We start from the raw sequence: 24,020 nt of genomic DNA on the forward strand, positions 1-24,020 counted from the left end.
GGCGGGTACGGGGGCCTGGTTTTGAGGATAGAAGCCAGAGAGGAGATGACAAAAAAAATCCAGCCATCGACCAGAATATCTATGGGGAAAAATGTCTCCACCGTCTGAATTTCCGGGTATCGGTATCCCCGGCAGCGTAGGCATCGTGCCATCCCTCGGGAACGGGCATCTCCTTGTACAATGTCCCTCGCCAGGCTTCCAGGAAACAGGGATCCACTTGCATGAACGCTGCCGCACTCATGACTCGGCCTTGTGTTTTTTCGGTGAGACGCTTCAGCCAATCGATACCCCGGTCGCATCTGAGCAGGTGGTGGTCCAGGATGAGGGTGTCCGCGTTCTCGGCCAGGGCGAGGGCATTGTTCCAGGCTGCGGTTTCCTGATCCGGGGTGAGACGGTCGAGGTAGAGGGGTGGACCCGAGGCCATGACGATGTTCGGACGCCAGGAGCGGATGATTTCAATGGGTTCACGGTCCAGAAGCTGGATGTCGGATGCGTGGACAAAGATGCTGGATCCTTCCTGAACCCTTGTCATCATCACACGTCCCTGTTTGCCCTCTCTCGGCCCATGGGGGACGGGCATGGAAAAGCGCAAAGGGCCTGCCCCCAGGCCGGAAGCATTCGGGATTTCGTGACCCACACTGTCTTCCAGGTCCAAACGGCGTTGGAGCATGGTTCCCGGCAGGTTGTTTCTTCCCGGGGCGTGGATCCTGACCCGGGCCAGATCGCCGGCCACGGTGTCGAGGGAAAGCTGGAAGGGATTGGCCCGGCGCAGGGGGATGTGGTCGCCGTGAAAATGGGAGAAGACCACGTCTGTGGCCGTATGAAGATGCTCGATGATTGTTTGTCTGATCCTGGCCCCGAGGGCCACCTGGAAGGGATGGGGGAGAAGTCCGTGCCGCATGTAGCCAAGGGCGATTCCCGGATCGATGAGAATACGTCTGTTTCCGGTCTCGATCAGGCAGGAGAGTCCGCGGACTCCCAGCGATTCGGTGCCCAGGATGGATAGCTTCATGGCAGGTCGTTTGGTGGTGGTGATCCGGATGGGTCCGGAGATGAAGTGACGCCCGAAGGGGGTGCTGAATGGGACTGGTTGTCAAAGCGGTCGCGAATGTGTGGTCGGTGCAACGTCCCTTCTACCTCCATGGTCCTGGGGGAGGATGCGGAACCGTTCACGGTCAGGATACCGGAGAGAATGTCATCTTTGAGGTCATAGCTGCCGGTTCCTGTAATGGTTTTTGTCCGGGTTTGAAGTGTGAGGTTTCGGGTCCTTGCAACTCCCTTTGTCAGTTGAAGCCCGGTGGACAAGGCCAAAAAGGGAAGGATTTTTTCCCGGGGAGAAAATCGCCTGGTCAGAGAGGATGCAGGATTGTCGCGTGGCAGTTGGAATCCGACCAGGGTTCCGTTACGTGCATTCAGGGTTGCCTTGCCGCTCAGGGTTTCGGGATCAGGATACCACGGAACCCCCTGCCAGGTCAGATCCATGAAAATGTTCATGGAGCCGAGCAGAACGGTGCTCGGGGGGGGTGTTTCTGTGAGTCCGTGTACCTGCATGTTGGTTACATCCGCCCGGAGCGTGGTTTTCGGTGTTGGTGAATTCATGTCGACCCGGATGTTGGCCTTCATGTCTCCTTCGGCAATCTCTCCCTTGAGAGGATAGATGCGCAGGATGCCCTGGTTGGCGCGGATCAGGGTGTTCACATTCACTGCCGTCCATCCACCCAGCTCCAGCCGGTTGACTGAAACATTGCCGCGAATTCGGGACGTCTTGAGCCAGGCCGGGAGTTCAGTCAGTGCGGAGGGGCGCAGATACCTGGTCAGGTCCAGACGGTCGCCAAAGGCCTTGAACGTGATCCGGGGTCGGGAAAAATCGTGGATTGTGCCCTCTGCGCGGACGGTCTGACCGTCAATGAGGGCATGCACATCCCGGAATACAAGGGTGTCCGGATGCAGGGAGTAGTGGGCCTTCACATCAACACGATTCCGGTAATGTTCCACTTTGTTGTGATCCCTTCCCAGGGATTGCAGGGCCTGGGGAAGACGGGCGTTTAGGATCAATCCTCCTTCCCATGACGGCTGATCCCAGGTGAGGGTGGATGAGGTCAAAAGTTCGATCCCGGGAAGCTCGGCGCGGATGCTCTGCAACACGATGCGCTTGTTGTGGGGTTCGAGAAGAAAGGTGCCGCTTATACGGGCGCTTACAGGGTGGGTGCTCAACGGAAGATCCCTGGCCTTCACCCGGGCCGCAACCCTGTCCATGAGCAGGGTTTTTAGATCCCCTGACAGGCGTAATGTCCCATTCAGGTCCACATCGAGTTGCCCGGTGGATGCAACAAGCTGCATGGCCGCCGGTGTATGCCGCCCCAGGTCGTCGATGGCCAGGGAAGCGATGCGCACCGGGGCAGAGGAGGTATCCTTCAGGGTCGGCAGACCGGTGATGGTGGCGTTTTGTACGCGCAGTCTCTCAATTCGGACGATGCCAGGTGGCAATAGACCGGAATCGGCACGGGCCAGGGGCGAGAGGACCGTTTGAAGGGGCGTTTGGCCGGGGGAGTCAAAGGCGTTTGCCCGGGTGCGGATGGCCTGGGCGAGGCTGCCCATATCCATGTTCAGCCCCTGGAGTGCGACCTCGCCGAGTTCATAGCCGCCAGCGCAAAACGGCCAGAAGGATACCTGGACCGTGCACTGCTGGGCGGTGAGAACCACCTGTTTGTCAGGGTGGAGGGGATCGGTGAGTTGAATCTGGTTCATGACCAGTTCGGGCCGGGGCAGAACGGAGAGCTTCAAGGGCTCGTCCATGGTCACGGCCAGGCCGGTGCGGGCACGGACAACTGAGCGAATCGTCGGCTTGAGATCATCGGGCTCGATGATAAGCATCAGGATGGTCGCGGTCAGAACAAAGACGGCGACTATTCCCAGGAAAAGTTTCAGGAACCAGCGCATAAGGTAAGCGTAGGGCCAGGCCGGGGAAAAGGCAAATCAGACCTGATACCTCGTGCTGCGGAACATGCACAGGTAATAGACGATCCCGGCTGCAAGGATGGACGGCAGGGACGATCCCAAAGGGGATTGCATGGCGGCCAGACCCTGAAAGACCCCGAATCCCGCTATCCAGGAGAGGATGGCGGCCCGGTTGACCCCTTTGAAATACCAGTAAGATCCCTTATGTCGGTCGAGCTCATCGATCTCCATGGTTCGTTTTCTGATCAAAAAATAGTCGGTCATGACAATGCCGAGCACTGGAACGAACATGGCCCCGATGAACAAAAGGAATGCTTCGTATTTGGCCATGGGAAAGATTAGGGCAACCAGGATGGAGAGGATTCCGGAAATCCAGATGACGGTCTTGGGTTTGATCCGTTCCGAAATGTTCAGGGCCGAGCAGGTGGACGAATAGAGGTTGGCAAAATCCGAGGTGATGGTGGAAAAGACGACCAGGATCAGGGCCGGAACGGCCAGTCCCAGGGAACCCATGGTTCGCAGGATGAGCATGCCCGGATCCGTCTCCCCGGTAATCAGGGTGGCCACGAGTCCGAGAACGTACATCCATGAGGAGACCAGAAAATAGCCCCACCAGGTGTTCCAAAAGGAAGTTTTCGTACTTTTGGCGAACCGGGCATAGTCGGCCACCAGGGGCATGAAGGAAATGGGCATGGCAATGACCAGGTCCAGGCCGGTCATGAATCTCATGGTCACGGGTCTGTCCACGGCTGCGGCCACGCCGATTTCCTTGAACGAGACAACACTCATCAGACAGACCACAATGAGCAGACCGATTACCGCGGTATTCTGCAGGGTCTTCCAGACGGGTTTTTCCGTGAACAGGGCCCAGAACAGGGTTCCCAGACCGATGAGCACGATCCAGAAGCGCTCTGACGATGGGACCGGGGCGAATGTGGCGAGCATGGCGCCGGCATGACCGCTGATGATGAGCATGATGGCGGCCCAGCCTACGAGCTGAATGATGTTCAGGACGGCCGGCAGAACAGAGCCTCGGATGCCAAAGGACGGGCGCAGGGAGGTCATGGCCATGACCCCGTGATCCGACCCGAGCATACCGCATCCGGCCATGAGGGTATTCCCGATGAGGTGGCCGAGTACAATGGCGGCCAGCCCCGCCCAGAGTCCCATGGGCGCCAGAAAGCCTCCGGCCCAGATCTCGGCCAGGGAGACGGCCACACCGGCCCAAAGCAAAAAATAATCCACACCCCCAAGGGTACGCCGGGTAACGGGCAGAGTCGTGATGTCCATAATCCTGTCAGCTGGTTGGTCCGGTCGCGCCGTGTGGACGACCAGGTTGGAGAAAAAAAGCTAGCCTTTGCGCCGGGAACGCTTGGAATAGGCGCCGCTGTTTTTGTTCGACCGTTGAGGGGTTTGTTTGGGTTTGCCCACGCCCAGAAAATAGAACCCTACTATGACAACGAGAACGGCAATGGCTATGATGATGAGGGCATCCATAAACAGTTCCTCCCTATGTGCGGCAATGGTTCACGAAAATGATACCTTGTTGTTCGGCCATGGTCGGGGTTGCATGGTACAGACGGCGCATCCGGCGTCTTCGTCCCGGAAGGCGGTGAGCAGAGCGCGTGACCTACCCTTATAGCCGGATCAAGACAGAGTCAAGGCATGCGTATGGTCGAAAACAAGGGGGCAGGCAGTGCGAGGTGAATAGGTGCAGATTGGGTTCTGCCGGTAATGGGCAGATGTCCAACGGGTAACGGGTTCAATGGAAAAACGCCAGGAGAAAGAAGGGGGAGCGGGTCAGGTCGGCCATCATGTTTCAGGTAGTTGCATGAGAACAAATATGCCTTGAGGGGGAAGGCCTGGGAGGAAAAGACGGGTTCACCTGATTGATGCCCGGTCGGTCCATGCACCGGTGGTTGTTGCAAATGAAACGACCGGCCTTGCGTGCCGGTCGTTTCAATCTTCACCGTGGAAAAAGCATTTTCTACCGATATACAGTATGTTCCTCAGCTTTCGCGTGAGGGTCCGGAATGTCTGGGGGAGGCCATCTGAACGGGTTCGGAGAAATTGACGAATTCTTCGATAAGTGCCGGATTCATGCGCACGGCGATCTCAAAGGCCTTCATGCGCATATCCAATTCTTCGGCATCCTTGGGAGAGAGATTACGGGGATGGGTACCGGGCTCGATGGTAATTTCAATTGTTTTTTGCATGCGTCTCCCTTGCTGGAGGTGTTTTTTGTGCGTTTTTTAAAGGTTCTGCAATCAATGTGCCTAGATAAAAGACAGTGTTTGAGGATTGAGCTCCAAACGAAAAAACTTTTGTGCTCACAGAGGCGGAATGCAGAGGAAAGACCTATAAGGATGGAAAACAGGGTTGTCAAAGATGATCACACGTCGTGTTTTTCCGGGATATCAACAAGACCCCAGACCAGCACGGTTCCCCGGGCCACACAAGGGGTGAGGGTGGATACGACAAGGTGGTGTGCCGTGTTCCCGGTGGTGTCAAAACTATGAACACGGTGCGGCTCGTGGATCTCGGATTGCCAGGAAATCCCGGTCCCTTCCATGAATCCGACCTGTACGGGACCTCCCTCGGTCAGGGTGACATCGACCCTGACCCCTTTGGGATTGATGCCGATTTTTCTGTGGGCTGTGGAGCCAAAGAGAGAAAATTGTGATTCCCTGATGATGTAATGTGTGGACATAGCCGCCGTGACCTGAAACAAGGATGCGCAGTGACAAAAATGTACGCGCTGGTTACGAAAAAGAAGGTGACGTAAGGGATAGTCAGAAGGTCGGCCATCCCGCAATCCGGTACCCAGGCCGATGTCGACCGCCAGCAGGGTTGGCATGTTCCTTCTCCTTGGGGGGCTTGGTTCCAACGTATATTTATAAAGATACCCTAAAGCTTCGGGGATGTCATCCACGCGCTGGTTGACGGCCCGGACCCCCCTTTGTACAGGCAGGCACATGTTCAGGAATCGGGAGCTGATCCAGACCCGGTTCTTGCGAACAAACGACTTTTTCAGCCAAAAGGATATACACGCTCATGACCGCATCGCTCCCCCTTGTCGCCATTGTCGGGCGTCCCAATGTGGGAAAATCATCGCTTTTCAACCGGATTTTGCGTCAGCAAAAGGCCATCACCCATGATCGGTCCGGGGTGACCCGGGATTCTCTCTTCGTCGATGTGACCCATCTGGAGAAACCCTTCTCCATGGTCGATACAGGGGGGATCGTCCTGGATACCCCGCAGGAAATGGAAGAGGAGATTCTGGAACAGGCCAGGGAGGCCATCCATGCCTCGGATTTCATCCTTTTCGTGGTTGATGGCCGTGAGGGGCTCACGGGTATGGACGAGGATGTCAGCATCTATCTTCGCCAAAGCGGCAAGGATATCCTTTTAGTGGTGAACAAGATCGATGGTCCCGAGCACGAGGAAAGGTTGTCGGCCGAATTCTACGCCCTTGGATTCCCTTTGACCTGTGTATCCGCTGCCCATGGTTTCGGCATGACGACCCTGCAGGAAATGATCGTGGAGCAGTTGCCCGAGGCTCTCCCGGAGGAGGAAGATCCCCTCCCGCGTCTGGCGTTGGCCATGCTGGGCCGGCCCAATGCGGGCAAGTCGTCGCTGATCAATGCCCTGGTGGGCTCCAACAGGCTCATTGTCAGTCCGGTGGCAGGAACCACGCGGGACAGTGTGGATGTTTCCTTTGTCAGGGAAGGGACCAGATATGTGTTCGTGGACACGGCCGGGATCAGAAGACGGACCCGCATCGAGGATGACCTGGAACACTATAGCGTGATCCGTGCCCTGCAGGCCGCAAGAAGGGCGGATGTGGTCGTGTTTGTCCTCGACGGCTCCCAGGAGCTTTCCGCCCAGGACAAACGGCTGATTTCCTACCTGGACCGGGAAAAGGTCCCCTTTATGATTGCCGTGAACAAGACCGATCTGATTCCCAGGTATGAGTTCAAAAAGAAGCAGCAGGACATCAAGGACGAGCTTGCCTTTTGCGGGCACGCCCCTTTGATTTACATTTCCGCCCTCAAGGAACGGGGGGTGAACAAGGTCGTTCCCCTGGCCGAAAAACTGGTCAAGCAGTGTGTTGCCCGGATCGGGACCGGTGAACTGAATCGATTGATCCAGCTGGTCACCGAACGGCACCAGCCCCCCATGGTCAAGGGGAGACGGCTCAAAATGTACTATCTGACCCAGGCCAAATCCGTGCCCCCGACCTTTGTCTTCTTTGTCAACGACCCCGCTCTGGTCAAACCCAGCTATGCCAAATATCTGGAGAATCAGCTGCGCAAATTTTTCCGCCTGGACATCGTGCCCCTTAAGATCGTCTTTCGGGGGAGTCACAAGAAAAAATAGTCCCTAGTCGAACCATTGGCACGAACGGTTTGATATTCAGGGATACATTTGCGTAGCATGCAGGGGGGTTAATACATTTGAGAAGGCATAACCTGCTGCAAAATGTGTCGTAACCTTCTTGAACCCAACATGCTGATTTTTTCAAAGCGCCTTTCCCATTGTTACTTTTTTCCTCTGATTTTTTTCTGATCTTCCCTCCACCAGCACATGGCTCCACACCACAAAAAAGACGACCCGTACGGGTCGTCTTTTTTGTGGTGTGTGGCTTACAAGCGGCGTCAGCGGCCCGTGCTCTGGTCCAGGATACTCACCCCGTGCGACGGGCAGTCCAGTCTGACCCGGTCTCCCACGCAGATGCCCATGTTCTTGAATGTGTCGGGGGCGATGCGAACACTCACGGGCACGCCCATGTCCACCAGGGCTCGGATGTGATTTCCTTCCCGGGTCAGCTGCATGACCGTTCCTCGGGTGCCGGCGGATGCGGCTTCGCCCGGTTGGAGGGGAAAGAGCCTGATGGCCTGGGGGGCGAGGGCCACCTTGATCGGTCCCTCTATCTTTCTGGGCAGGGGGACAGGGACTGTGTCAGCCAGAAAGGCCACGGGATTTCCGTTGTGTTCGACGGCCCGGGCGCTGAAGATATTCTCGTGGGTGAACGCGCTTTTGCGTCCGTCAAAGAGGAAGATGGTCTTTTGGGCGAGTCGGGAGATCTGGAGCATGTCGTGGGTGCACAGGATGATGGACATCTTTTTTTCTTCATGCACCCCGTGGATGATATTTTCAATGGCGATCTGGTTTTCCACATCCACGCTCGCTGTGGGTTCGTCAAAAAGGAGCACCCTGGGAGAACAGGCCAAGGCCCTGGCAATGGCCAGTCTCTGGGTTTCTCCCCCCGAGAGATGTGGCCGCGTTCATGGATGAAGGAACGCATGCCCACAAGATCGAGGCTCTCCTCGACCCGCCGTCTGCGCTCCCTGGAGGGGATCTTTCTGACCCGAAGTCCGTATTCCACGTTCTTGAACACCGAGGTGCTGAAGAGGATGGGATGCTGATCCACGAGGATGACCTCCCGGCGCAGGGCGAGAAGCTCTCGGGAGTTCGGGCGGACGATCGTGTCCCGGTACCGGAGTTGGCCGTGGGTCGGGGAGTTTAAAAAGGCGAGCAGGGAGAGCAGGGTGGACTTGCCCGAGCCGTTGGGGCCGAGCAGACCATAGATTTCTCCCTCTCGGATATGGAGTTCATCGATGTCGAGAACCGTGCGTTCACCGTAGATTTTGCGCAGATTGCGCGCTTCATAGAGCATCAATTCTGCCCCCTGCCCTGGAAGAGATTCAGGATGACGTTGACCAACAGGCTGATGGACATGAGTACCAGCCCCAGGGCCACGGCCAGGATGAACTCGCCCTTGTCGTATTCCAGGGCCATGGCTGTGGTCATGGTCCGGGTGAATCCGCGGGCGTTGCCGCCGAGCATCATGCTGATGCCGATTTCCGAGATGACCCGGCCAAAGGCGGCCACTACCGCAGCCATGATCCCGAACCGGGCCTCGCGCAGAATGACCAGGGCGGTCTGAAGCCGGGTCGCGCCTAAAGTCATGGCCGTTTGCCGGTATCGCGCATCGATCCGGCTGATCGCCGACAGGGTGAAGGTGGCCACCACCGGAAGGATGAGCAGCACCTGGCCGATAACAATGGCCCCGGGCGTATACAACAGATCGAGCATCCCGAGGACTCCCCGCCTGGAGATAAAGGTGTACACGAACAGGGCGATGACAACGGTCGGCAGGGCGAGCAGGGTGTTCAGCAGGGTGACCACGGGCCGTTTGCCGGGAAAATCTCTGATGCCGATGGCAAATCCCAAAGGGATGCCCAGGCACCCGGCCACAAGGGTCGATGAGAGACTCACCTTGAGGGAGAGGCCTACAATTTCAACCAGTTCGGGGTCGAGATCCCGCATCAGGGTCAGGGCGGAGAAGAGGCTGTCAACAAAGAAACTCATGCGGACACCGGGTTAGAGGGGGGGATGCGATGACGGAAGCGGGACGGAGGCATAAGAAAAAAAGAAAGTACGCAGGGCACAGTGCGCAGTACACAGTTCGCAGCGATGGCTTTTTCAAAGATTCCTTGGGGGAGAATCTCAAAAAAAACGACAGCTGCTTGCAGGCCTCACGCAATGGGGGCGGTGCCGTTACGTGGAAGTGTCCTGATCAGCGTCAAAATGCCTCCGTTGACGGAAAAAACATCAGACAGGCCGGGCCTTCCACTCCGGCCTGTCTGATGTGCTGGTTTAGCGTGCGTCGGGGATGGCGTCGGGATAGAAGAGCTGCTCGCCAAGAAGCTGGTAGTTGGCGATCAGGGCCTGCCCCTTGAAGGAGGTGATCCATTCGGCAAACGTGGTCGCCAGATCCACCTTGACATGGGGATGCTTGGCCGGATTGACCGGGATGACCCCATAGGGGTTGAAGAGCAGGGGGTCACCTTCGACCAGGATCTTCAGGTCGAGGCCCTGGTCGCGGCCGAGCTTGTATTTCAGGTAGGTGCCGCGATCGGCCAGAAGATAGGCCTGCTTTTCCTCGGCATAGGTCAGGGACTTGCCCATGCCCTGGCCGATGGACAGGTACCAGTCACCCAGTCCCTCGGGATGGGTGAAGGTTATCATGGACTTCTGTCCCTTCTTGAAAATGGGCTTGAGCACCTTTTCCTGCTTGAGTCCGGTGGCCTTCCACAGGGACTGCTCCTTGGTATGAGTGCCGCTGTCATCGCCCCGGGACACGAATTTGGAACCGGACAGGGCGATTTCCTTGAGGGCGGCGGCCGCGTCCTTCATCCCGGCGATTCCGGCGGGATCGCCGGTCGGACCGAGGATGATGAAGTCATTGTGCATCACGGGATAGCGCTTGGTCCCGTATCCGTCAGCAACAAATGCCTCTTCACGGGACAGGGCGTGAACAAAGATCACGTCCACGTTACCGTCCATACCGTCCCTGATGGCCGCCCCGGTTCCCTTGGCGATGACCTTGACCTGAATGCCCGTGTCCTTTTCAAGAGCGGGCAGAAGTACGTCCAAAAGGCCGGATGCCTGGGTGCTGGTGGTCGTGGACATGCTCAGGACCTTGTCCGCGTCCGCATACGCCGCTCCGGCTGTCAGGGCGCAGAAAAGCACGAGCCCCGCAGCGATGGTCAAACAATGTTTCATGGTTCCCTCCACGTTGTGGTATGCCGGTTTTATGTGCCGGCTGGCTGAAGTTATGCAGTTCCTCGTACCTGAATTTTGCCTGTAGAGTCAATAAATGAAACCGGATAGAAAAAATGCGATAAGGCCACATCTGGCAGAAAACAAAGCCGAAGGCGCAAAAGGCGCCTCCGGCTTTGTTCGAACACGGGTTGACTGGAGAGAATGGTATCAGAAGTTCAGGGTCGATTTCCAGGCTTTGGTCAGGAAATCGATCCGGTTGGTGAAAAGGGATTTTCCGTTTTTGAAAAACGAGAGCTCCCTGCCGGGAACGGTCTGGCCGATCCAGGCCAGGGGCTGTCCAGCGAAACACCGCTCGAAGCGTGTCCGGTGTTCGGGTCTGACCGTGACCAGGAACCGGCTGGCCGATTCACTGTACAGAAGTTCCACAGGTGAGAGGGAGGTTCCCTGGACGGGGATCCTGTCCAGATCGATCTGGGCCCCGATGCGTCCGCCTATGGCCATTTCAGCGGCGGCCACGCCCAGTCCTCCGTCGGAAAGATCGTGACAGGAGGTGATGTATCTTTTCTGGATGGCCTGGAACATGGACAGATAGCGCTTTCGGGCCGAAATAAGATCGACCTGGGGGACCTGGCCGCCCCTGATGCCGAGTTCCGAGAAACATTCACTGCCTCCCAGTTCGGAGCGGGTCAGGCCGAGGATGTAGATGAGCTCGTCAGGTGTTTTGAAATCCGAAGTCTGACATTTTTCAATGTCCTCGATGACCCCCATGACCGAGAAGAGCACTGTGGGCGGGATGGAGATCTTGGTCGTGCCGCCGGTGTAGTCGTTTTTCATGGAGTCTTTGCCCGAAATGCAGGGCACGCCGTAGCCCATGCAGAAGTGGGCCAGGGCCTGGTTGGCCCGGACGAGCTGGGCGAGTTTGTACTCTCCGTCAGGGGTCTTTTCCGACTGGACCGGGTCGCACCAGCAGAAATTGTCCACCCCGGCCATGTGCCGGATGTCCGCACCCACGGCCACGGCATTGCGGATGGCCTCGTCGATGCAGTTGGCCATCATCCAGTAGGTGTCCAAGTCGCTGAATTTGGGGCAGATACCGTTGCTGATGACCAGACCCATGTTCGATCCCAGCACCGGGCGGATCACACCGGCATCACCGGGTCCGTCCAGTTCGTCACCCACCAGGGGTTTGATCACACTGCCTCCCTGGACCTCGTGATCGTACTGGCGGATGACGTATTCCTTGGAACAGATATTGGGCCTGGCGAGCATCCGGCCCAGAAATTCTGCCTCGTCACCTAGGGCGGAAGGGTCGATGGTCACGGTTTCGGGCAGATCAGGACGTTTCCACACTGCGGAAAGTTCCATGCGCGGCGTCCCGTCGTGCAGGAAGTCCATGTCCATGTGGCAGACGATCCGATCCCCGTACCGGACATGAAAGACCCCGGAATCCTGGAACTCTCCAAGCACGGTTGCCTCGACGTCCATCTCCCCTGCCAGCAAGAGAAAGGCTTCCAGCGTCTCGGGGGGCACGGCCAGGGTCATTCGTTCCTGGGCCTCGGAGATGAGAATCTCCCAGGGATCGAGCCCGTCGTACTTGATGGGGGCGAGTTTGAGGTCCATGTCGCATCCCCCGCAGTCCTGGGCCATTTCTCCCACGGAAGAGCTCAATCCGCCGGCCCCGTTGTCCGTGATGGCGTTGTACAGGCCGAGATCTCTGGCCCGCATCAGAAAATCGTACATCTTGCGCTGGGTGATGGGGTCGCCGATCTGCACGGCTGTGGCCGGGGAGCCCTCGTGCAGCTCTTCCGAGGAAAAGGTCGCTCCGTGGATTCCGTCCTTGCCGATCCGTCCCCCGGTCATGACGATCTTGTCCCCGGGAAGGGCCTTCTTGTTCTCGCTGGGGTGACCCTTGACCTTCTTGGGCATGGTCCCGATGGTCCCGCAGAAGACCAGGGGCTTGCCCAGGTAGCGTTCGTCAAAGAGGATGGCCCCGTTGACCGTGGGAATACCCGACTTGTTGCCCCCATGTTCAACGCCCTCGCGCACGCCTTCCAGCACCCGTCGGGGATGGAGCAGGCGGGGCGGAAGTTCTTTGTCGTAAAAGGGGGAGGCGAAGCAGAACACGTCCGTATTGCAGAGCAGATTGGCCCCCATGCCCGTTCCCATGGGATCGCGGTTCACCCCCACGATCCCGGTGAGGGCCCCGCCGTAAGGGTCCAGGGCCGAGGGGCTGTTGTGGGTCTCCACCTTGATGCACACGTTGGTGGTGTCGTCGAAGCTGATCACCCCGGCATTGTCCTTGAACACGGAGAGACAGAAGTCATCCGCGCCCATGCGTTCCCTAAGGGTCTTGGTGCTTCCCTGGACATAGGTCTTGTACAGGCTGTCGATGGTCATGCGACTGTTTTTTTCCGTGTCCCTGTAGTCGATGACCGCATTGAAAATTTTGTGCTTACAGTGTTCCGACCATGTCTGGGCCAGACATTCCAGTTCTGCGTCCGTGGGGTTGGCAGGCAACCCCTGTTTCTTGCGTTCCTCGATGGTCTCGACCTTGGTGAAATGGGCCTTGAGAAGGCGCATCTCCTTGAGGCTCAGGGCCAGGGTCCTGGAGCGGCTCAGGTCCATGAGCCCCTGGTCGTTAAGATCCGCCAGGGGGATGATTTCCACCCGGTCCGAGGCCTGGCCGGTAACCCGGGCGGCCTGGGCAGGAAATCCCGGATTTTTCTGCCACTCGCTTTTGGAGGCAATGTGGAAGCGCTGGATGAGTTCGTTGGCCAAAAGATCCCTGGCGATATGTTCCACTGCGTCCCGGTCGAGATCTCCTTCCAGGAGATATTGGGTGGCCGTGTACACGGCCACGGTGCGCCTGCGGTCCGCATCCATGCCCAGCACAGTTGCCAGGCTCTCCTTGGCGGTCTTTCCTTCATTATCGGTGACCCCGGGCCGGAAGCCCACCTCGATGATCCAGTCACAATCGCGGGCCAAAGGGGTCAGGGAGGGAAGATGCAGAACAGGATCGTGCAGGGCATTGAGTTCCACGACCCGATGGATTTCATCGTTGTTCAATCCCGATACTGTATAGACCTTGAGCATGCGGACCCGATCGATGAAGAGACCGAGTTCATCCTGAATCTTGCGGGCGATGTTTTCACCCTGAACGTCGCGGATGGTGTCCAGCAGACCGATTTCAATGCGTGTGAGCATGAAAGAAAACTCCCACTAATGCGGCCAAGCCGCAGTTGTAAGTTTTAGGTTTTAAGATTTAAGTTCAATATGTTATAAAGTTCTCATGTGTTATAACAGAACCTTTTGAGTAAGGTATTGAGGGTTAGAGGACGGAGAATGGATCGCAGAAAACAGATTCCATCTCATTTCAGCTTGAAGGACCAAAAGACAATGCGCAATGAGAAAACGCCTTGTCGCACCCCGAAGATCACTCGGCAACGACGATCCGGTTGCCGCCACGGGATTTTGCCGTGTAGCCGGCCTTGTCGGCCCGGGCCAGGAACAGTTCCGGGGATTCGTTTTCGTTGTAAAGGGCGATGCCGATACTCAGCGAGAGATCCTTGGCAAAATGTTTGCCGAAAAGTTCCTTGATGCGTGATGCCAGGTTGTAAAGCGGCTCATGGCCGATCTCCGTTGCCAGGACCACGAATTCATCTCCCCCGTATCTGCAGGGGATATCCATGCCCTGACGGGTACTTGCCCGGAGGATAGATCCGATGCCGGCAAGCACCTTGTCTCCGGCCTGGTGGCCGTACTGGTCGTTGAATCCCTTGAAATTATCCACGTCAAAAAAGATCATTCCCAGGGAACGCCCTGTTCGGGTGCATTTCTTGACCTCTTCGGCCAGGGCGATGTCGAATTGGTAGCGGTTGAAAATCTTGGTCAGGCTGTCAAAGGTCGCCTGGTGCTTGAGTTTTTTCTCCAAACGCCGGATCTGGGACACATCTCTGCCAACGACCAGATATTGCAAGGGAGACCGGGTCAATTCGGAGATGATCAGTTCGTAGGACCCTTGCTTGCCCGAGGTGCCGGTCCCCATTGTCACTTCGACGGGGGTGCCGGATTGTTTCAGGTACGAAGGATTCCAGCGGGCGACCGTAGTTTTTTCCGGCCTGGTGAGGTGAAACAGATTTTTGCCGAGCCATGACGGGGAGCCCAGGGGGGAGACATAGGTGATCTTTCCGTCATGATCCACGGTCATGACGATGTCCTGCATGGATGAAATCAGGTTGTGCAGAAAGGTCCGCTGCCTGAGGATGTCGAACTCGATACTTCGGACCTTGGAGATGTCCTCGACAAGGGCAATGTGTTCTGTTTCGTTCGCTTCTGGTTTTTTATGAACGCTCAAATAGATGCATGTCTCGGAGGCATCGTCGGGTCCATTGAGGGGACAGAAGATGCGCGAGTATTCGCTTTGTTGGGTGTCCTGAAAAAAGGCGTTCAGCTCGGCATCCTTGGGATAGCCAAATTCACTGGTGAGAATGTCGAGAAGATTTTTGCCTTTCGGATCGGTCAGGCCGGGTTTGATGGCCTTGAAATGGGCGTTGGTCTGGAGAATGGTCCCCACCGCATTCAGGCGGGCCACGCCCACGGGGATGGCATCGAGAGTTTGAGCCTTGGACTCCACACGTGCCTGGTTGGCGAGGTAGGAGGCAACATGCTGGCCCACAAAGCGGAAATAAAGGTGCAGGTCACGGTCTTTGGCCATGCCGCGGTCTTTCCCGTCCAGGCGCAGCGAACCGATTTTTTTGCCGGCATCCTTGAGGTCGATGGTGGGGCCGTGAAGTTTCCAGGGGATGTCCGCAGGGCTGACGGCCTTGGATGCGAGGTTGCGGTGAGGGTCATGGTAGATGATCCAATTGTCCTCAAAAGGGGTGCGCAAGGCCAGGTCCCAGCGCTCGATGCCCCAATGCAGCTTGAGATGAATCCCGATGGAGTTGACCACGGAGGCCATTCCTTCTTTGCCGTGGCGGATATCCATGCTCAAAAAGTACAACTCCTGCATGGATTTGATGGAGTGTTCGAAAAACCGCTCTTCAGATGGGAGTTGCGGAATATCCAGGGCTTCGCAGATCGCCTGGAATTTTTCCGTTACCTGGGTGCGGAGACAGGAAAATTGATCGTCACCAAGTCCCAGCACTCTTCGGGCAAGGGTGGAAAAGTGCAGGGCCGGGCCGGGATCTCCCTGGTGATGGAATTCCACCTCGGCCCATCTGGTTCCCAGAATGACCGCCTGGACAAGGGGGGAATACTGGTCCAGATGGTCCATGTCATGATGGGCAAGGATGCCCTCGGTGCAGATATCGGGGAGGGCCCACTGGTCGATGAGTTCCTTGGTCAGAAGTTCATGGGTGGTTCCCCAGAGATTCTGTTCAAGGGCAGCCTGTTGGGGAGAAAAAGTTGTCAATTCGCTTACTAAAAGGGGATATTCGTCTGTAGTCATAAGAAGGATCCGTGAAAGATCCTTGAGCAGCGCGCAGAGATAGGCCTTGGCAACATGTTTGGGGTCGAGGCGTTCGGCCAGAAGTTCGGCGGCTGTGGCCCCCCAGATGATGGCGTTCCAGATCAGGGCGAGGTCTCCCTTGTTCACGCCGGCAGAGGTGCAGTTTTTTTGAAAAGAGGCAAAGAGGATGAGTTTGACAAGCTCCTTGTTCCCAAGGACGACCGCTGCCCGTTGAATGTCGGAAACGGGTGAGGAGAGATTGTAGTAGGCCGAGTTGGCCAGGGCCAGGACCATGGCTGTGAGAGACGGGTCCATGCGGATGATGTCGGCGATTCGTGTGAGATCCGGGTCCGGCTGCATGGCCTCATGCAAAACCTTGCCCATGACCGGTGGGAAGACGGTCTTCTGGCACAACCGAAGTGATTTCGAAATTCTGCGATGAAGAGTCTGGGGATCTGCCATGTCATTTGTCCCTGTGAAGTACGAAATCGAGCAGTTCCGAAAGGATGTCCCTCTCGGGTGTGGCAGGCAGCTTTTCAAGACAGGTACGGGCCTGCTCGAGATAGCGGCTCGCCTCGTTTCGTGTTTTCTGATCCAACCCCATTGTCTGGATATCGGCAACCACCCGGGCGATATCCTCTTCGTCCATGGCGTTGGTTTTCAGTTTGTCCATGACGCTCTTTTTCCGGTCGTCGGGAAGTTTTTGAAGATAGAAAACCAGGGGCAGGGTGAACTTGCCCTCCTTGAGATCTCCCCCGAGGGGTTTGCCGGAAATGCCGGCTGACGAGGAATAATCCAGGGCATCATCCACGATCTGAAAGGCAATGCCCAGATTGAGACCATAGCAGGAGGCGTTTTCCATGCGTGCCCTGTCCACCCCGGCCATGATCGCCCCGCATTGACAGGCCACCTGGAGCAGATAAGCTGTCTTCCCGGTGATGATCTCCAGGTATTGGGCTCGGGTTATGGACGGATTCCTGAGCAGGGCGATTTCCTTGATCTCACCCGTTGCCGTGTGCATGATCGCCTCGGCCAGGCAATGGGTCAATGCGGGAATGTTATATTCCGCGGCGATCCGGTTGGCCAGGGCAAAGAGGATGTCGCCTCCCAGGATGGCGTGGCTCGTCCCGAAAACGAGATGGGCGGCCTTCTCTCCGCGGCGCAGACCGGCATTGTCCAGGATGTCGTCATGGAGCAGGGAGGCGGAATGCAGAAGCTCCACGGCCACGGCCATGGGGTAGATATCGTCACCGGTATGTCCGAGCGCCCTGGCCGTGAGAAGGGTCAGGACCGGGCGGATTCGTTTGCCGCCGGCCTTGAGGACATGCTCCACAAGGGGAAGGACCTCGGGTTCGAGATCCTGGGTCATATTGTACAACGTCTGGTTGATGCGGGGTAATTCCCGGGCCATGTAGGCCTTGAGGATATTCATGGATCGATGGGTGCCGCCGGGTAACAGGGTGATGGACACGTGTCGGTCATGCCGCGTTGCGGCGTGATCCTGGCCGTGTCTCAGGGAATAAGCGTCCGCAGATGCTCCAGTGCCGCGCGCCCGGATTGACCCATGTCGCGGGAATATGCATTGACATATGCCTGGACATGGTCGTCCAGGGTGGTCTGATCCATCTCCTGGGCGAGACTGCGCATGAACGGGTTGATGGATGGGCGATGGGCATACGCATGGTCCAGGCTGGCCCGGATTTGTTTTTCAACGGCAGCCGGGGTGATCCCCCTATGCGACTCGATATCTTTGCGGACCATGATCGCGCCGAGCGGGAGGGGAAGGCCTTTGCTGGTCGTCTGCCACCATTTCCCGAGATCCAGGAACAGGTCAAGCCCGTAGTCCCTGTAGACCAGGGCGGTTTCGTGGATGAGCAGGGCCGCGTCCACACGCTTGCGCTGCAGGGCATCGATTTCCTGATCAAAGGTCATGGGGACGGGTTCGAACGTCTCGCCCATGGCGGCCCGAAGAAGGCACATTGCGGTTGTCAGCATGCCCGGAACCGCGATTCTGCGCGGGTGGGTAATCCCGGGCAGGGCGACCAGCTTGGGACCGTGCGTAAGGCCGAAAGCGCCCCCGCAGGCAAGAATGGTGTACCGGGACGCGAGTCTGAGGGCCTGGACCGCCGAGACCTTGACGATATCAAACCGCCCCTGGTCCGCGGCCTCGTTCAGGTTCTGGATGTCCTGCCAGAAAAATCGGGAACACCGGCCGGGAATATCCGGAATCCGCCCCAGGACCCAGGAACCGAAGATGAAGGTGTCGTTGGGGCAGGGAGAGAGTCCGATGGTCAGGGAGTTTGTGTTCATACCTGTTTTTCAGGGATAGTGGTAGCAAAAAGTGCGGGAATGACCTTGCCGAGTCGGTCAAAGGCCTTGTCGATTCTCCAGGTCGCCTTGTCCCTGGGACCAACCTGGTTGGAAACGGTCCGGATTTCGAGAAAAGGCAGTTCGTGGGTGGCGCAGGCCAGGGCGAGGGAAAATCCCTCCATGTTTTCGATCCCGCATTGGTAAATGGTCTGCAGAAAAAGTCTTCTTTCTTCTGTGGATGTGACCCCGGCAACAGTGATGAACGGAACTCTGACCATGGATTTTGGAATGCTGATCCCCATGGCCGTGGCGTTATGATCCGAATCGATGGTTACCCTGTCCCAGATGGCATCGTTTCCGGCTTGTCCCTGAGGAAACCCCAAGGCCTGGACGTGGACGCATTCCTTGGATTTGATGCCGATCTCCGGCCATATCTCCTGGGACGCCACGGCCCATCCCCCCAGATCCACCTCCTGGAGATCAAAGCTCCCCCCGATTCCCAGGCTGAGAACACCTTCCAGGTCGGGAAAGGTGGCGAGCAGTTTGCCGAAGACAAGGGCTGCGTTGATCGGACCAATGCCTGTGATCACCTGGAGGCATGGTCGGTCATGGACGGTGATGTTTGCCCATTGGCCCTCCTTGATGGTGACATGGGCAGAACCGAGGCATGCCCGGGATTCCCGGGCTGTAGCAAAAATAAGGGCAAGCATGATGGCCTCTCTCCAGGAAATACAAAGGGGTGTATAAAGAATCGGATATTTTTTTCCAGCAGGCGGGCCGGACGCCGGGTCGCCGAAAAAGCGACGGAATCCCCGACGGATGATGGCGGTAGTCATTTTGCAGGTTGCATGATCCGGGTCAGGAAGTTCCCCGGGTTCTTCTGCTGGACAAGTGTTTGGCCCGCCGGCTATGGGAAAGCATGCACATTGACTGGTCGTTATTATTGAGCGCTTTGGGATTGGCCTTCATCCTCGAAGGCCTGCCCTATTTTCTGTGGGCTGAAAGGATGCCCAAGGTGCTCAAGCTTCTTGCTGGAAGTCCTGTCTCCGGCCTGCGCCGACTCGGCATCACCGCCATTCTGGCCGGACTCCTTCTTGTCTATATTGCCCGCAGTTAGTCTACACCATCTTGATTTTTTCAGGCTTTTGGTTTTTCTGCCGTGTGCAGATAGACAATCCCGGAACTCAGAGGCTGGTACATGATCCGCCCGAATCCGGCCTTGTGGAGTTCCCGGGCCAGGCTCCCGGCATCGGGAAAATTCTTGATGGTCTCTGCCAGATAGCGGTAAGCTCCCTGGTCTCTGGAAACAATCCGACCCAGCAAAGGCAGGATCTTGTCCAGATAGAAGTTATACAACCCTCCCCATATTCTCTCCCTGCCGGTACCAAATTCCAGAATACTCAACTTCCCGCCTGGTTTGAGGATGCGCAGAATTTCCTCATAGGCCTGAAAACGCGGGGTGATATTGCGAATGCCAAAGGATATGGTCACCCTGTCCATGCTTGCCGAAGGCAGGGGGATCATCCGACCGTCACCCAGGACCGTGGTGACTGCGCCGTTGTGCCGCTCGGGGATTTTGGCCCGGCCATGCACGAGCATGGAGGAAGAAACATCCATGGCAACGATCTTCACTCCGGGATATCGGCGCAGGATCTCAAGGCTTACATCCATGGTACCGGCTGCCAGATCCAGGACCATCCCCTTTTGGGGCACCCGTAATCCTCTGACCTGCCGTTTACGCCAATAGACGTCCTGTCCTGCGCTCAAAAAATGATTCAAAAAATCATACCACCGGGCAATGCCATTGAACAGGGAGGCGATGGGGTTTCTGTCGCCGGGACGACTATTCACGCTATTTCTCCTGCTCAACGCAGCGGGGCGGTATGGTGTTGGAGTCGTCTCTTTTGTTGATGACGGTTTGCAATACTTCTTCGTAGATAGTGGCGAAATGTTCGGGAAAATTGGTGGGAGAGATTCTGCCCACTTCAATGAATTTGACCATGATTTCCTTGGTCACCTGCAGGGCCTGCTGTTCGGTTTTGTCCATGATATCCTTGATGAGGGAAAAAAACCGCCCGGCCGGGAAATGGGTTTGACCAACACGGAACAAACGAGCACCGGGCGGTAAAAGAGAAATAACCGTGGAGCCATCCCCCTTTTGGCCCAAATAGGATAGCACGGACCCTTTCGCTCGTCGAGTTCTTCGGGCGGTCAGGGCCCGGTAGTCATAACCCTGTGACAAAACAGAAGCAGATGCAAGGGTTCGTGCATCTGCTTCTGAAAAACAATCCCGGGCTGAGTATTTTTCACAACATATCACTTCATAAGTGCAGCGATTTCTTCCCGGATGACCTTGGCTGCAACCCCGGGGATCTCCCTGGAGATGTTTGCCTGGAGATCCTCTTTTATAGCCTGGAGATCTTCCCTGGTGACCATGGATGCAGCACATTTGTCGATACGAGCCTGCTCCCTGGAGGATGTCTGGGTCATAGTGTCCTTCAGCTCGTTAATCTCCTGATTCAGAGAGATTCTTTGAGCCTCCCATGCGTCCATGCCTTCCTGGACCCGCTGCTGAAGATCTTCGCGGATTGCCCGGACAATGGCCGCGCTGTCCGGTTCTCCGGAATGGGCCGACCTGAGCTGGTCGATCTCCTTTTGCAGTTCCATGCGTTGCGATTCCCAGGCATCCATGCCCTCCTGGACTCGCTGTTCCAGATCCTCCCGGATTTCCCGGATCACGGTCTGTTTGTCCAAGGGTTCTGTCCTAAGCGCATCGATATCTGAACGCAGGGCGATCCGTTCGGCCTCCCATGCGTCCATACCTTCCTGGACCTTTTTTTGGAGATCTTCACGGATTTCCTGAACAATGCTCCGGGTATCAGCGGGGGCCGGCAGATTCTCCGCCACCGAGGCGCTGATCTCTTCCTTGACCATGGCAGTTATCTCTTCAGAGGAAGGCACATCCAAGGCGTCGAGCTTTTTTTCCACCAGTTGTTTTGCGGTTTCCTGAACCTGGGCGGTTACCCTTTCGGTGAGTTCGTTGAGGATGTCTGCCCCGTGTTCATTGTCCTGAAAGAAGGCACTGAGCATGGCGAACATGGTTTCCTGGTCAGGCTTTTGGGGGCGGTTCTCCAAGGCAGCGATCCGTTCCTGGAGTTCTTCCACCAGTGTCTGATCTGCAGGAGTTGTTGCTGGGGCACCTGCAGGCTCATCCGTCCTGGTTTCCAGGGACGATTCAAAAGGAGGTTCTACTTCTTCGGCTGAAGATTCTGCTTCCTGCAGAACTACTTTTGTTTCATCTTCATCAGGAGATTCGGTTTCATGCAACATCGCTTCCGTTTCATCTTCGACCGGAGATTCCGCTTCCTGCAAGGCCTCTTCCGTTTCATCTTCAATCGGAGATTCAGTTTCCTGTAAAGCTTCTTCCGTCGCATCTTCAATCGGAGATTCAGTTTCCTGCAAAGAGGCTTCTATGCTTTCTTCATCCGGTGAGAGTGTTGCCTCTATCCCGGAAGTCTCTTCCAGAGATGGGCTTTCAGGGGCAGATGAGGCTGCCTGGTCGTGGGAAACGGACTGCTCGCTATCGGCTTCAGGCGCGGAGGACTCGTCCTCGACCAGGAAGGATTCGGTTTCGGATTCCGATAACGGCTCTTCCTCGGACAAAAGGTCTTCGAGTTCCTGATCCGGGGCAGATGACGGGTTCTTCGTGGTGTCATCATCCATGGATGCAAAAATGTCCTCAATATCGGACATGTCTTCTATGGTTGAATCTTCTGAAAAATGAACCGGCGGGTTTCTTTTTTCCCTGTTTAAAGGATCTTCTGCATCGGGTTCCTGGGGTGAAGGTGATTGCTCCATCTCCTCGAACAGGGACTCGATGTCCAAATCGTCATTCACTTCACCGCCATTGCCATTGTCCTGTGAGCTGCCGGCTCCCTGGAGCAATTGTTCGAATTCATCCTCGAGATCCCTGGAATCGATAGCCTGTTCCGGCGAAAAATTACTGGTCTTCTGTGAGGACGATTCTGAAAAGATCGGTTCTTCGATCACATCGGTCAAATCGATAATCTCTTCGTTGTCATGTGCACCCATGGGATACCTCGTTTGTTTGGTCCCTGGCAAAGCGGGGTTGTACCGAAACCTCTGTGAGAGCCAATGTTTTTTATGCTGCCTGCATGTTTTCGAGCAAGGGCGCGTTGTAGGACAGCACCCTTTTGAGTCCGAAAGCCGGCAGGCGATATCGTCTGCCGGCGGGACATTGCGTCGAGTACGTGCATTCTGTTCCGGCTTGGTGTTAGAAGGTGACCGTGTCGGCCGCCTCAAGGGTTCTGGTCAGATCCTCGTCGCTATGGGCGAATGAGGTGAAAGAACACTCAAAACCCGAAGGGGCCAGATAGATGCCCTGTTTACGCATTTGCTGATAATATTTGATAAAGAGATTCTGATCGCTTTTTTGGGCCGATGCAAAATCCGTTACCGGTTCTTCGGTGAAGAACAGGGTGAACATGGACGCGATCCGGTTGAGCTGGACCGGAATTTGTTTGGAACGCAAAATGGACAGGAGTTCCTCGCTGAAGGTCCGGGTTTTTTCAGCCAAAGCCTGGTAGTCCTGATTGACCAGGGTGTTTACCGTGGCGAGTCCCGCGGCCATGGCCAGGGGATTTCCGGAAAGGGTTCCGGCCTGATAGACATCACCGCAGGGCGCGATCCGGTTCATGATTTCGCGTTTACCGCCGTAGGCTCCTACGGGAAGACCGCCGCCAATGATTTTGCCCAGGCAGGTCAGGTCCGGGGTGATCCCGAAATATTCCTGGGCTCCGCCAAAGGAGACCCGGAATCCCGAGATGACCTCGTCAAAGATCAGAACCGCTCCATATGCGGTGGTCACATCACGCAGACCCTGGAGAAAAGTCTTGTTGGGGGGCACGAGCCCCATATTTCCGGCCACCGGTTCCACGAACACTGCCGCGATGTCGTGACCATATTTGGCAAAAAGTTCCTTGACCGCATCCAGATCGTTGTAATGGGCAAGCAGGGTATGCTTGACCACTTCTTCGGGAACACCGGGGGTTCCCGGGATGCTCTGTGTGGCCACCCCGGAACCGGCACTGGCCAGGAAGGCGTCGGCATGGCCGTGATACCCGCCGTGGAATTTCACGAGCTTGTTTCTGCCCGTGTATCCACGGGCCAGACGCAGGGCGCTCATGGTCGCTTCGGTACCGGAGTTGACCATCCGAATCATCTCCACTCCGGGGACAGCGTCCACCACAGCTTTGGCCAGGTTTATTTCGTCCATACACGGGGCGCCGTAGCTGGTACCCTTGTCCACGGCCGCATGAATGGCCTTGTTCACTGCGGGATGGTTATGTCCAAGGAGCAGGGGGCCCCAGGACATGACATAGTCGATGAATTCCTGTCCGTCCTCGACCCACAGGTGGGAGCCCTGGCCCCTGGTGACAAAGAGCGGGTCGGTCTGGACGCTTTTACATGCCCTGACAGGGCTGTTGACCCCACCGGGGATGATTTCCTGGGCTGTCTTGAAGAGTGATCTGGAGTCGGTCATATAACTTCCTTTTTGATTTTTTGTACTTATTCAGGTCACAATCGAGCTGCTTGGACCATGTGGTATTTGGAAATAATTTTAGAGATTTTAGAAATTTTAGAGATTTTAGAAATTTAAGAAATTTTAGAGATTTAAGAAATTTAAGAGATTTAAGAAATTTAAGAGATT

Annotated in this window: 20 protein-coding genes and 1 pseudogene; 2 read left to right on the top strand and 19 right to left on the bottom strand. The window is 56.4% G+C overall.

Annotated features, from left to right (window positions below):
- Nucleotides 1–79: 79 nt before the first annotated feature.
- From ACTVJH_RS01185 to ACTVJH_RS01210, 6 genes are all read right to left on the bottom strand, one after another.
- Nucleotides 80–1,012: a hypothetical protein gene (locus tag ACTVJH_RS01185; RefSeq protein ID WP_455986625.1), complete on the bottom strand. Its 933-nt coding sequence runs from the start codon at nt 1,010–1,012 to the stop codon at nt 80–82.
- On the bottom strand, nt 1,009–2,940 hold the full coding sequence (locus ACTVJH_RS01190; RefSeq protein WP_455986627.1) for an AsmA family protein: 1,932 nt from the start codon (nt 2,938–2,940) through the stop codon (nt 1,009–1,011). Before ACTVJH_RS01190 ends, ACTVJH_RS01185 begins: the two co-directional genes overlap by 4 nt.
- Before the next feature lie 36 nt (nt 2,941–2,976).
- On the bottom strand, nt 2,977–4,248 hold the full coding sequence (cytX, locus tag ACTVJH_RS01195) for a putative hydroxymethylpyrimidine transporter CytX (RefSeq protein WP_455986629.1): 1,272 nt from the start codon (nt 4,246–4,248) through the stop codon (nt 2,977–2,979).
- A 60-nt stretch (nt 4,249–4,308) separates the two neighbouring features.
- Nucleotides 4,309–4,455 (bottom strand): hypothetical protein, encoded by a 147-nt coding sequence (locus ACTVJH_RS01200; protein WP_455986631.1) that lies wholly within the window; start codon nt 4,453–4,455, stop codon nt 4,309–4,311.
- Nucleotides 4,456–4,967: 512 nt separating this feature from the next.
- The gene (locus ACTVJH_RS01205) at nt 4,968–5,174 is read right to left on the bottom strand and encodes a hypothetical protein (protein WP_455986633.1); all 207 of its coding nucleotides are present in this window, start codon (nt 5,172–5,174) and stop codon (nt 4,968–4,970) included.
- 176 nt (nt 5,175–5,350) lie between these two features.
- Nucleotides 5,351–5,815: a hypothetical protein gene (locus ACTVJH_RS01210; RefSeq protein WP_455986635.1), complete on the bottom strand. Its 465-nt coding sequence runs from the start codon at nt 5,813–5,815 to the stop codon at nt 5,351–5,353.
- A gap of 197 nt (nt 5,816–6,012) precedes the next feature.
- Here ACTVJH_RS01210 and der point away from each other — a divergent pair, with 197 nt between their 5' ends.
- Nucleotides 6,013–7,338: a ribosome biogenesis GTPase Der gene (gene der / locus ACTVJH_RS01215; protein WP_455986637.1), complete on the top strand. Its 1,326-nt coding sequence runs from the start codon at nt 6,013–6,015 to the stop codon at nt 7,336–7,338.
- A 278-nt stretch (nt 7,339–7,616) separates the two neighbouring features.
- On the opposite strand, the gene ACTVJH_RS01220 is transcribed toward der, so the two are convergent.
- The 9 genes and pseudogenes from ACTVJH_RS01220 to mqnB all read right to left on the bottom strand — a co-directional run bounded on the left by ACTVJH_RS01220 (nt 7,617) and on the right by mqnB (nt 18,999).
- A complete protein-coding gene (locus tag ACTVJH_RS01220) occupies nt 7,617–8,210 on the bottom strand; it encodes a hypothetical protein (protein WP_455986670.1) in 594 nt (197 codons plus the stop codon).
- Between the two features lie 65 nt (nt 8,211–8,275).
- Nucleotides 8,276–8,638, bottom strand: a pseudogene (locus tag ACTVJH_RS01225) (ATP-binding cassette domain-containing protein); the annotation flags it as partial.
- Nucleotides 8,638–9,333 carry an ABC transporter permease gene (locus tag ACTVJH_RS01230; protein WP_455986639.1) on the bottom strand — a complete coding sequence of 232 codons (696 nt, stop codon included), beginning with the start codon at nt 9,331–9,333 and terminating at the stop codon, nt 8,638–8,640. The pseudogene ACTVJH_RS01225 and the gene ACTVJH_RS01230, both read right to left, overlap by 1 nt.
- A gap of 288 nt (nt 9,334–9,621) precedes the next feature.
- The gene (locus ACTVJH_RS01235) at nt 9,622–10,530 is read right to left on the bottom strand and encodes a substrate-binding domain-containing protein (RefSeq protein ID WP_455986641.1); all 909 of its coding nucleotides are present in this window, start codon (nt 10,528–10,530) and stop codon (nt 9,622–9,624) included.
- A gap of 207 nt (nt 10,531–10,737) precedes the next feature.
- Nucleotides 10,738–13,734: an AIR synthase-related protein gene (locus ACTVJH_RS01240; RefSeq protein WP_455986643.1), complete on the bottom strand. Its 2,997-nt coding sequence runs from the start codon at nt 13,732–13,734 to the stop codon at nt 10,738–10,740.
- A gap of 229 nt (nt 13,735–13,963) precedes the next feature.
- On the bottom strand, nt 13,964–16,441 hold the full coding sequence (locus tag ACTVJH_RS01245; protein WP_455986645.1) for an HDOD domain-containing protein: 2,478 nt from the start codon (nt 16,439–16,441) through the stop codon (nt 13,964–13,966).
- 1 nt (nt 16,442) lies between these two features.
- Nucleotides 16,443–17,450, bottom strand: coding sequence for a polyprenyl synthetase family protein (locus tag ACTVJH_RS01250; RefSeq protein WP_455986647.1), 1,008 nt, complete (start codon nt 17,448–17,450; stop codon nt 16,443–16,445).
- A 41-nt stretch (nt 17,451–17,491) separates the two neighbouring features.
- The gene (locus ACTVJH_RS01255) at nt 17,492–18,289 is read right to left on the bottom strand and encodes a 1,4-dihydroxy-6-naphthoate synthase (RefSeq protein WP_455986649.1); all 798 of its coding nucleotides are present in this window, start codon (nt 18,287–18,289) and stop codon (nt 17,492–17,494) included.
- A complete protein-coding gene (gene mqnB, locus ACTVJH_RS01260) occupies nt 18,286–18,999 on the bottom strand; it encodes a futalosine hydrolase (protein ID WP_455986651.1) in 714 nt (237 codons plus the stop codon). Before mqnB ends, ACTVJH_RS01255 begins: the two co-directional genes overlap by 4 nt.
- A gap of 209 nt (nt 19,000–19,208) precedes the next feature.
- On the opposite strand from mqnB, the gene ACTVJH_RS01265 reads away from it, so the two are divergent.
- Nucleotides 19,209–19,406, top strand: a complete 198-nt coding sequence (locus ACTVJH_RS01265) for a DUF2065 domain-containing protein (RefSeq protein ID WP_455986652.1) — start codon at nt 19,209–19,211, stop codon at nt 19,404–19,406.
- Nucleotides 19,407–19,426: 20 nt separating this feature from the next.
- Here ACTVJH_RS01265 and ACTVJH_RS01270 read toward each other — a convergent pair whose 3' ends face one another.
- The 4 genes from ACTVJH_RS01270 to hemL form a co-directional block, all read right to left on the bottom strand.
- The gene (locus tag ACTVJH_RS01270) at nt 19,427–20,140 is read right to left on the bottom strand and encodes a ubiquinone/menaquinone biosynthesis methyltransferase (RefSeq protein WP_455986654.1); all 714 of its coding nucleotides are present in this window, start codon (nt 20,138–20,140) and stop codon (nt 19,427–19,429) included.
- A 1-nt stretch (nt 20,141) separates the two neighbouring features.
- Entirely contained in the window at nt 20,142–20,336 is a 195-nt protein-coding gene (locus ACTVJH_RS01275; RefSeq protein ID WP_455986656.1) for a hypothetical protein, read from the bottom strand.
- Nucleotides 20,337–20,605: 269 nt separating this feature from the next.
- Complete coding sequence (locus tag ACTVJH_RS01280) at nt 20,606–22,381, bottom strand: hypothetical protein (protein ID WP_455986658.1); 1,776 nt, start codon at nt 22,379–22,381, stop codon at nt 20,606–20,608.
- A gap of 202 nt (nt 22,382–22,583) precedes the next feature.
- A complete protein-coding gene (gene hemL / locus ACTVJH_RS01285; RefSeq protein WP_455986660.1) occupies nt 22,584–23,852 on the bottom strand; it encodes a glutamate-1-semialdehyde 2,1-aminomutase in 1,269 nt (422 codons plus the stop codon).
- Between the last annotated feature and the right edge of the window lie 168 nt (nt 23,853–24,020).

This window comes from Desulfoplanes sp. PS50 (genome assembly GCF_053851535.1).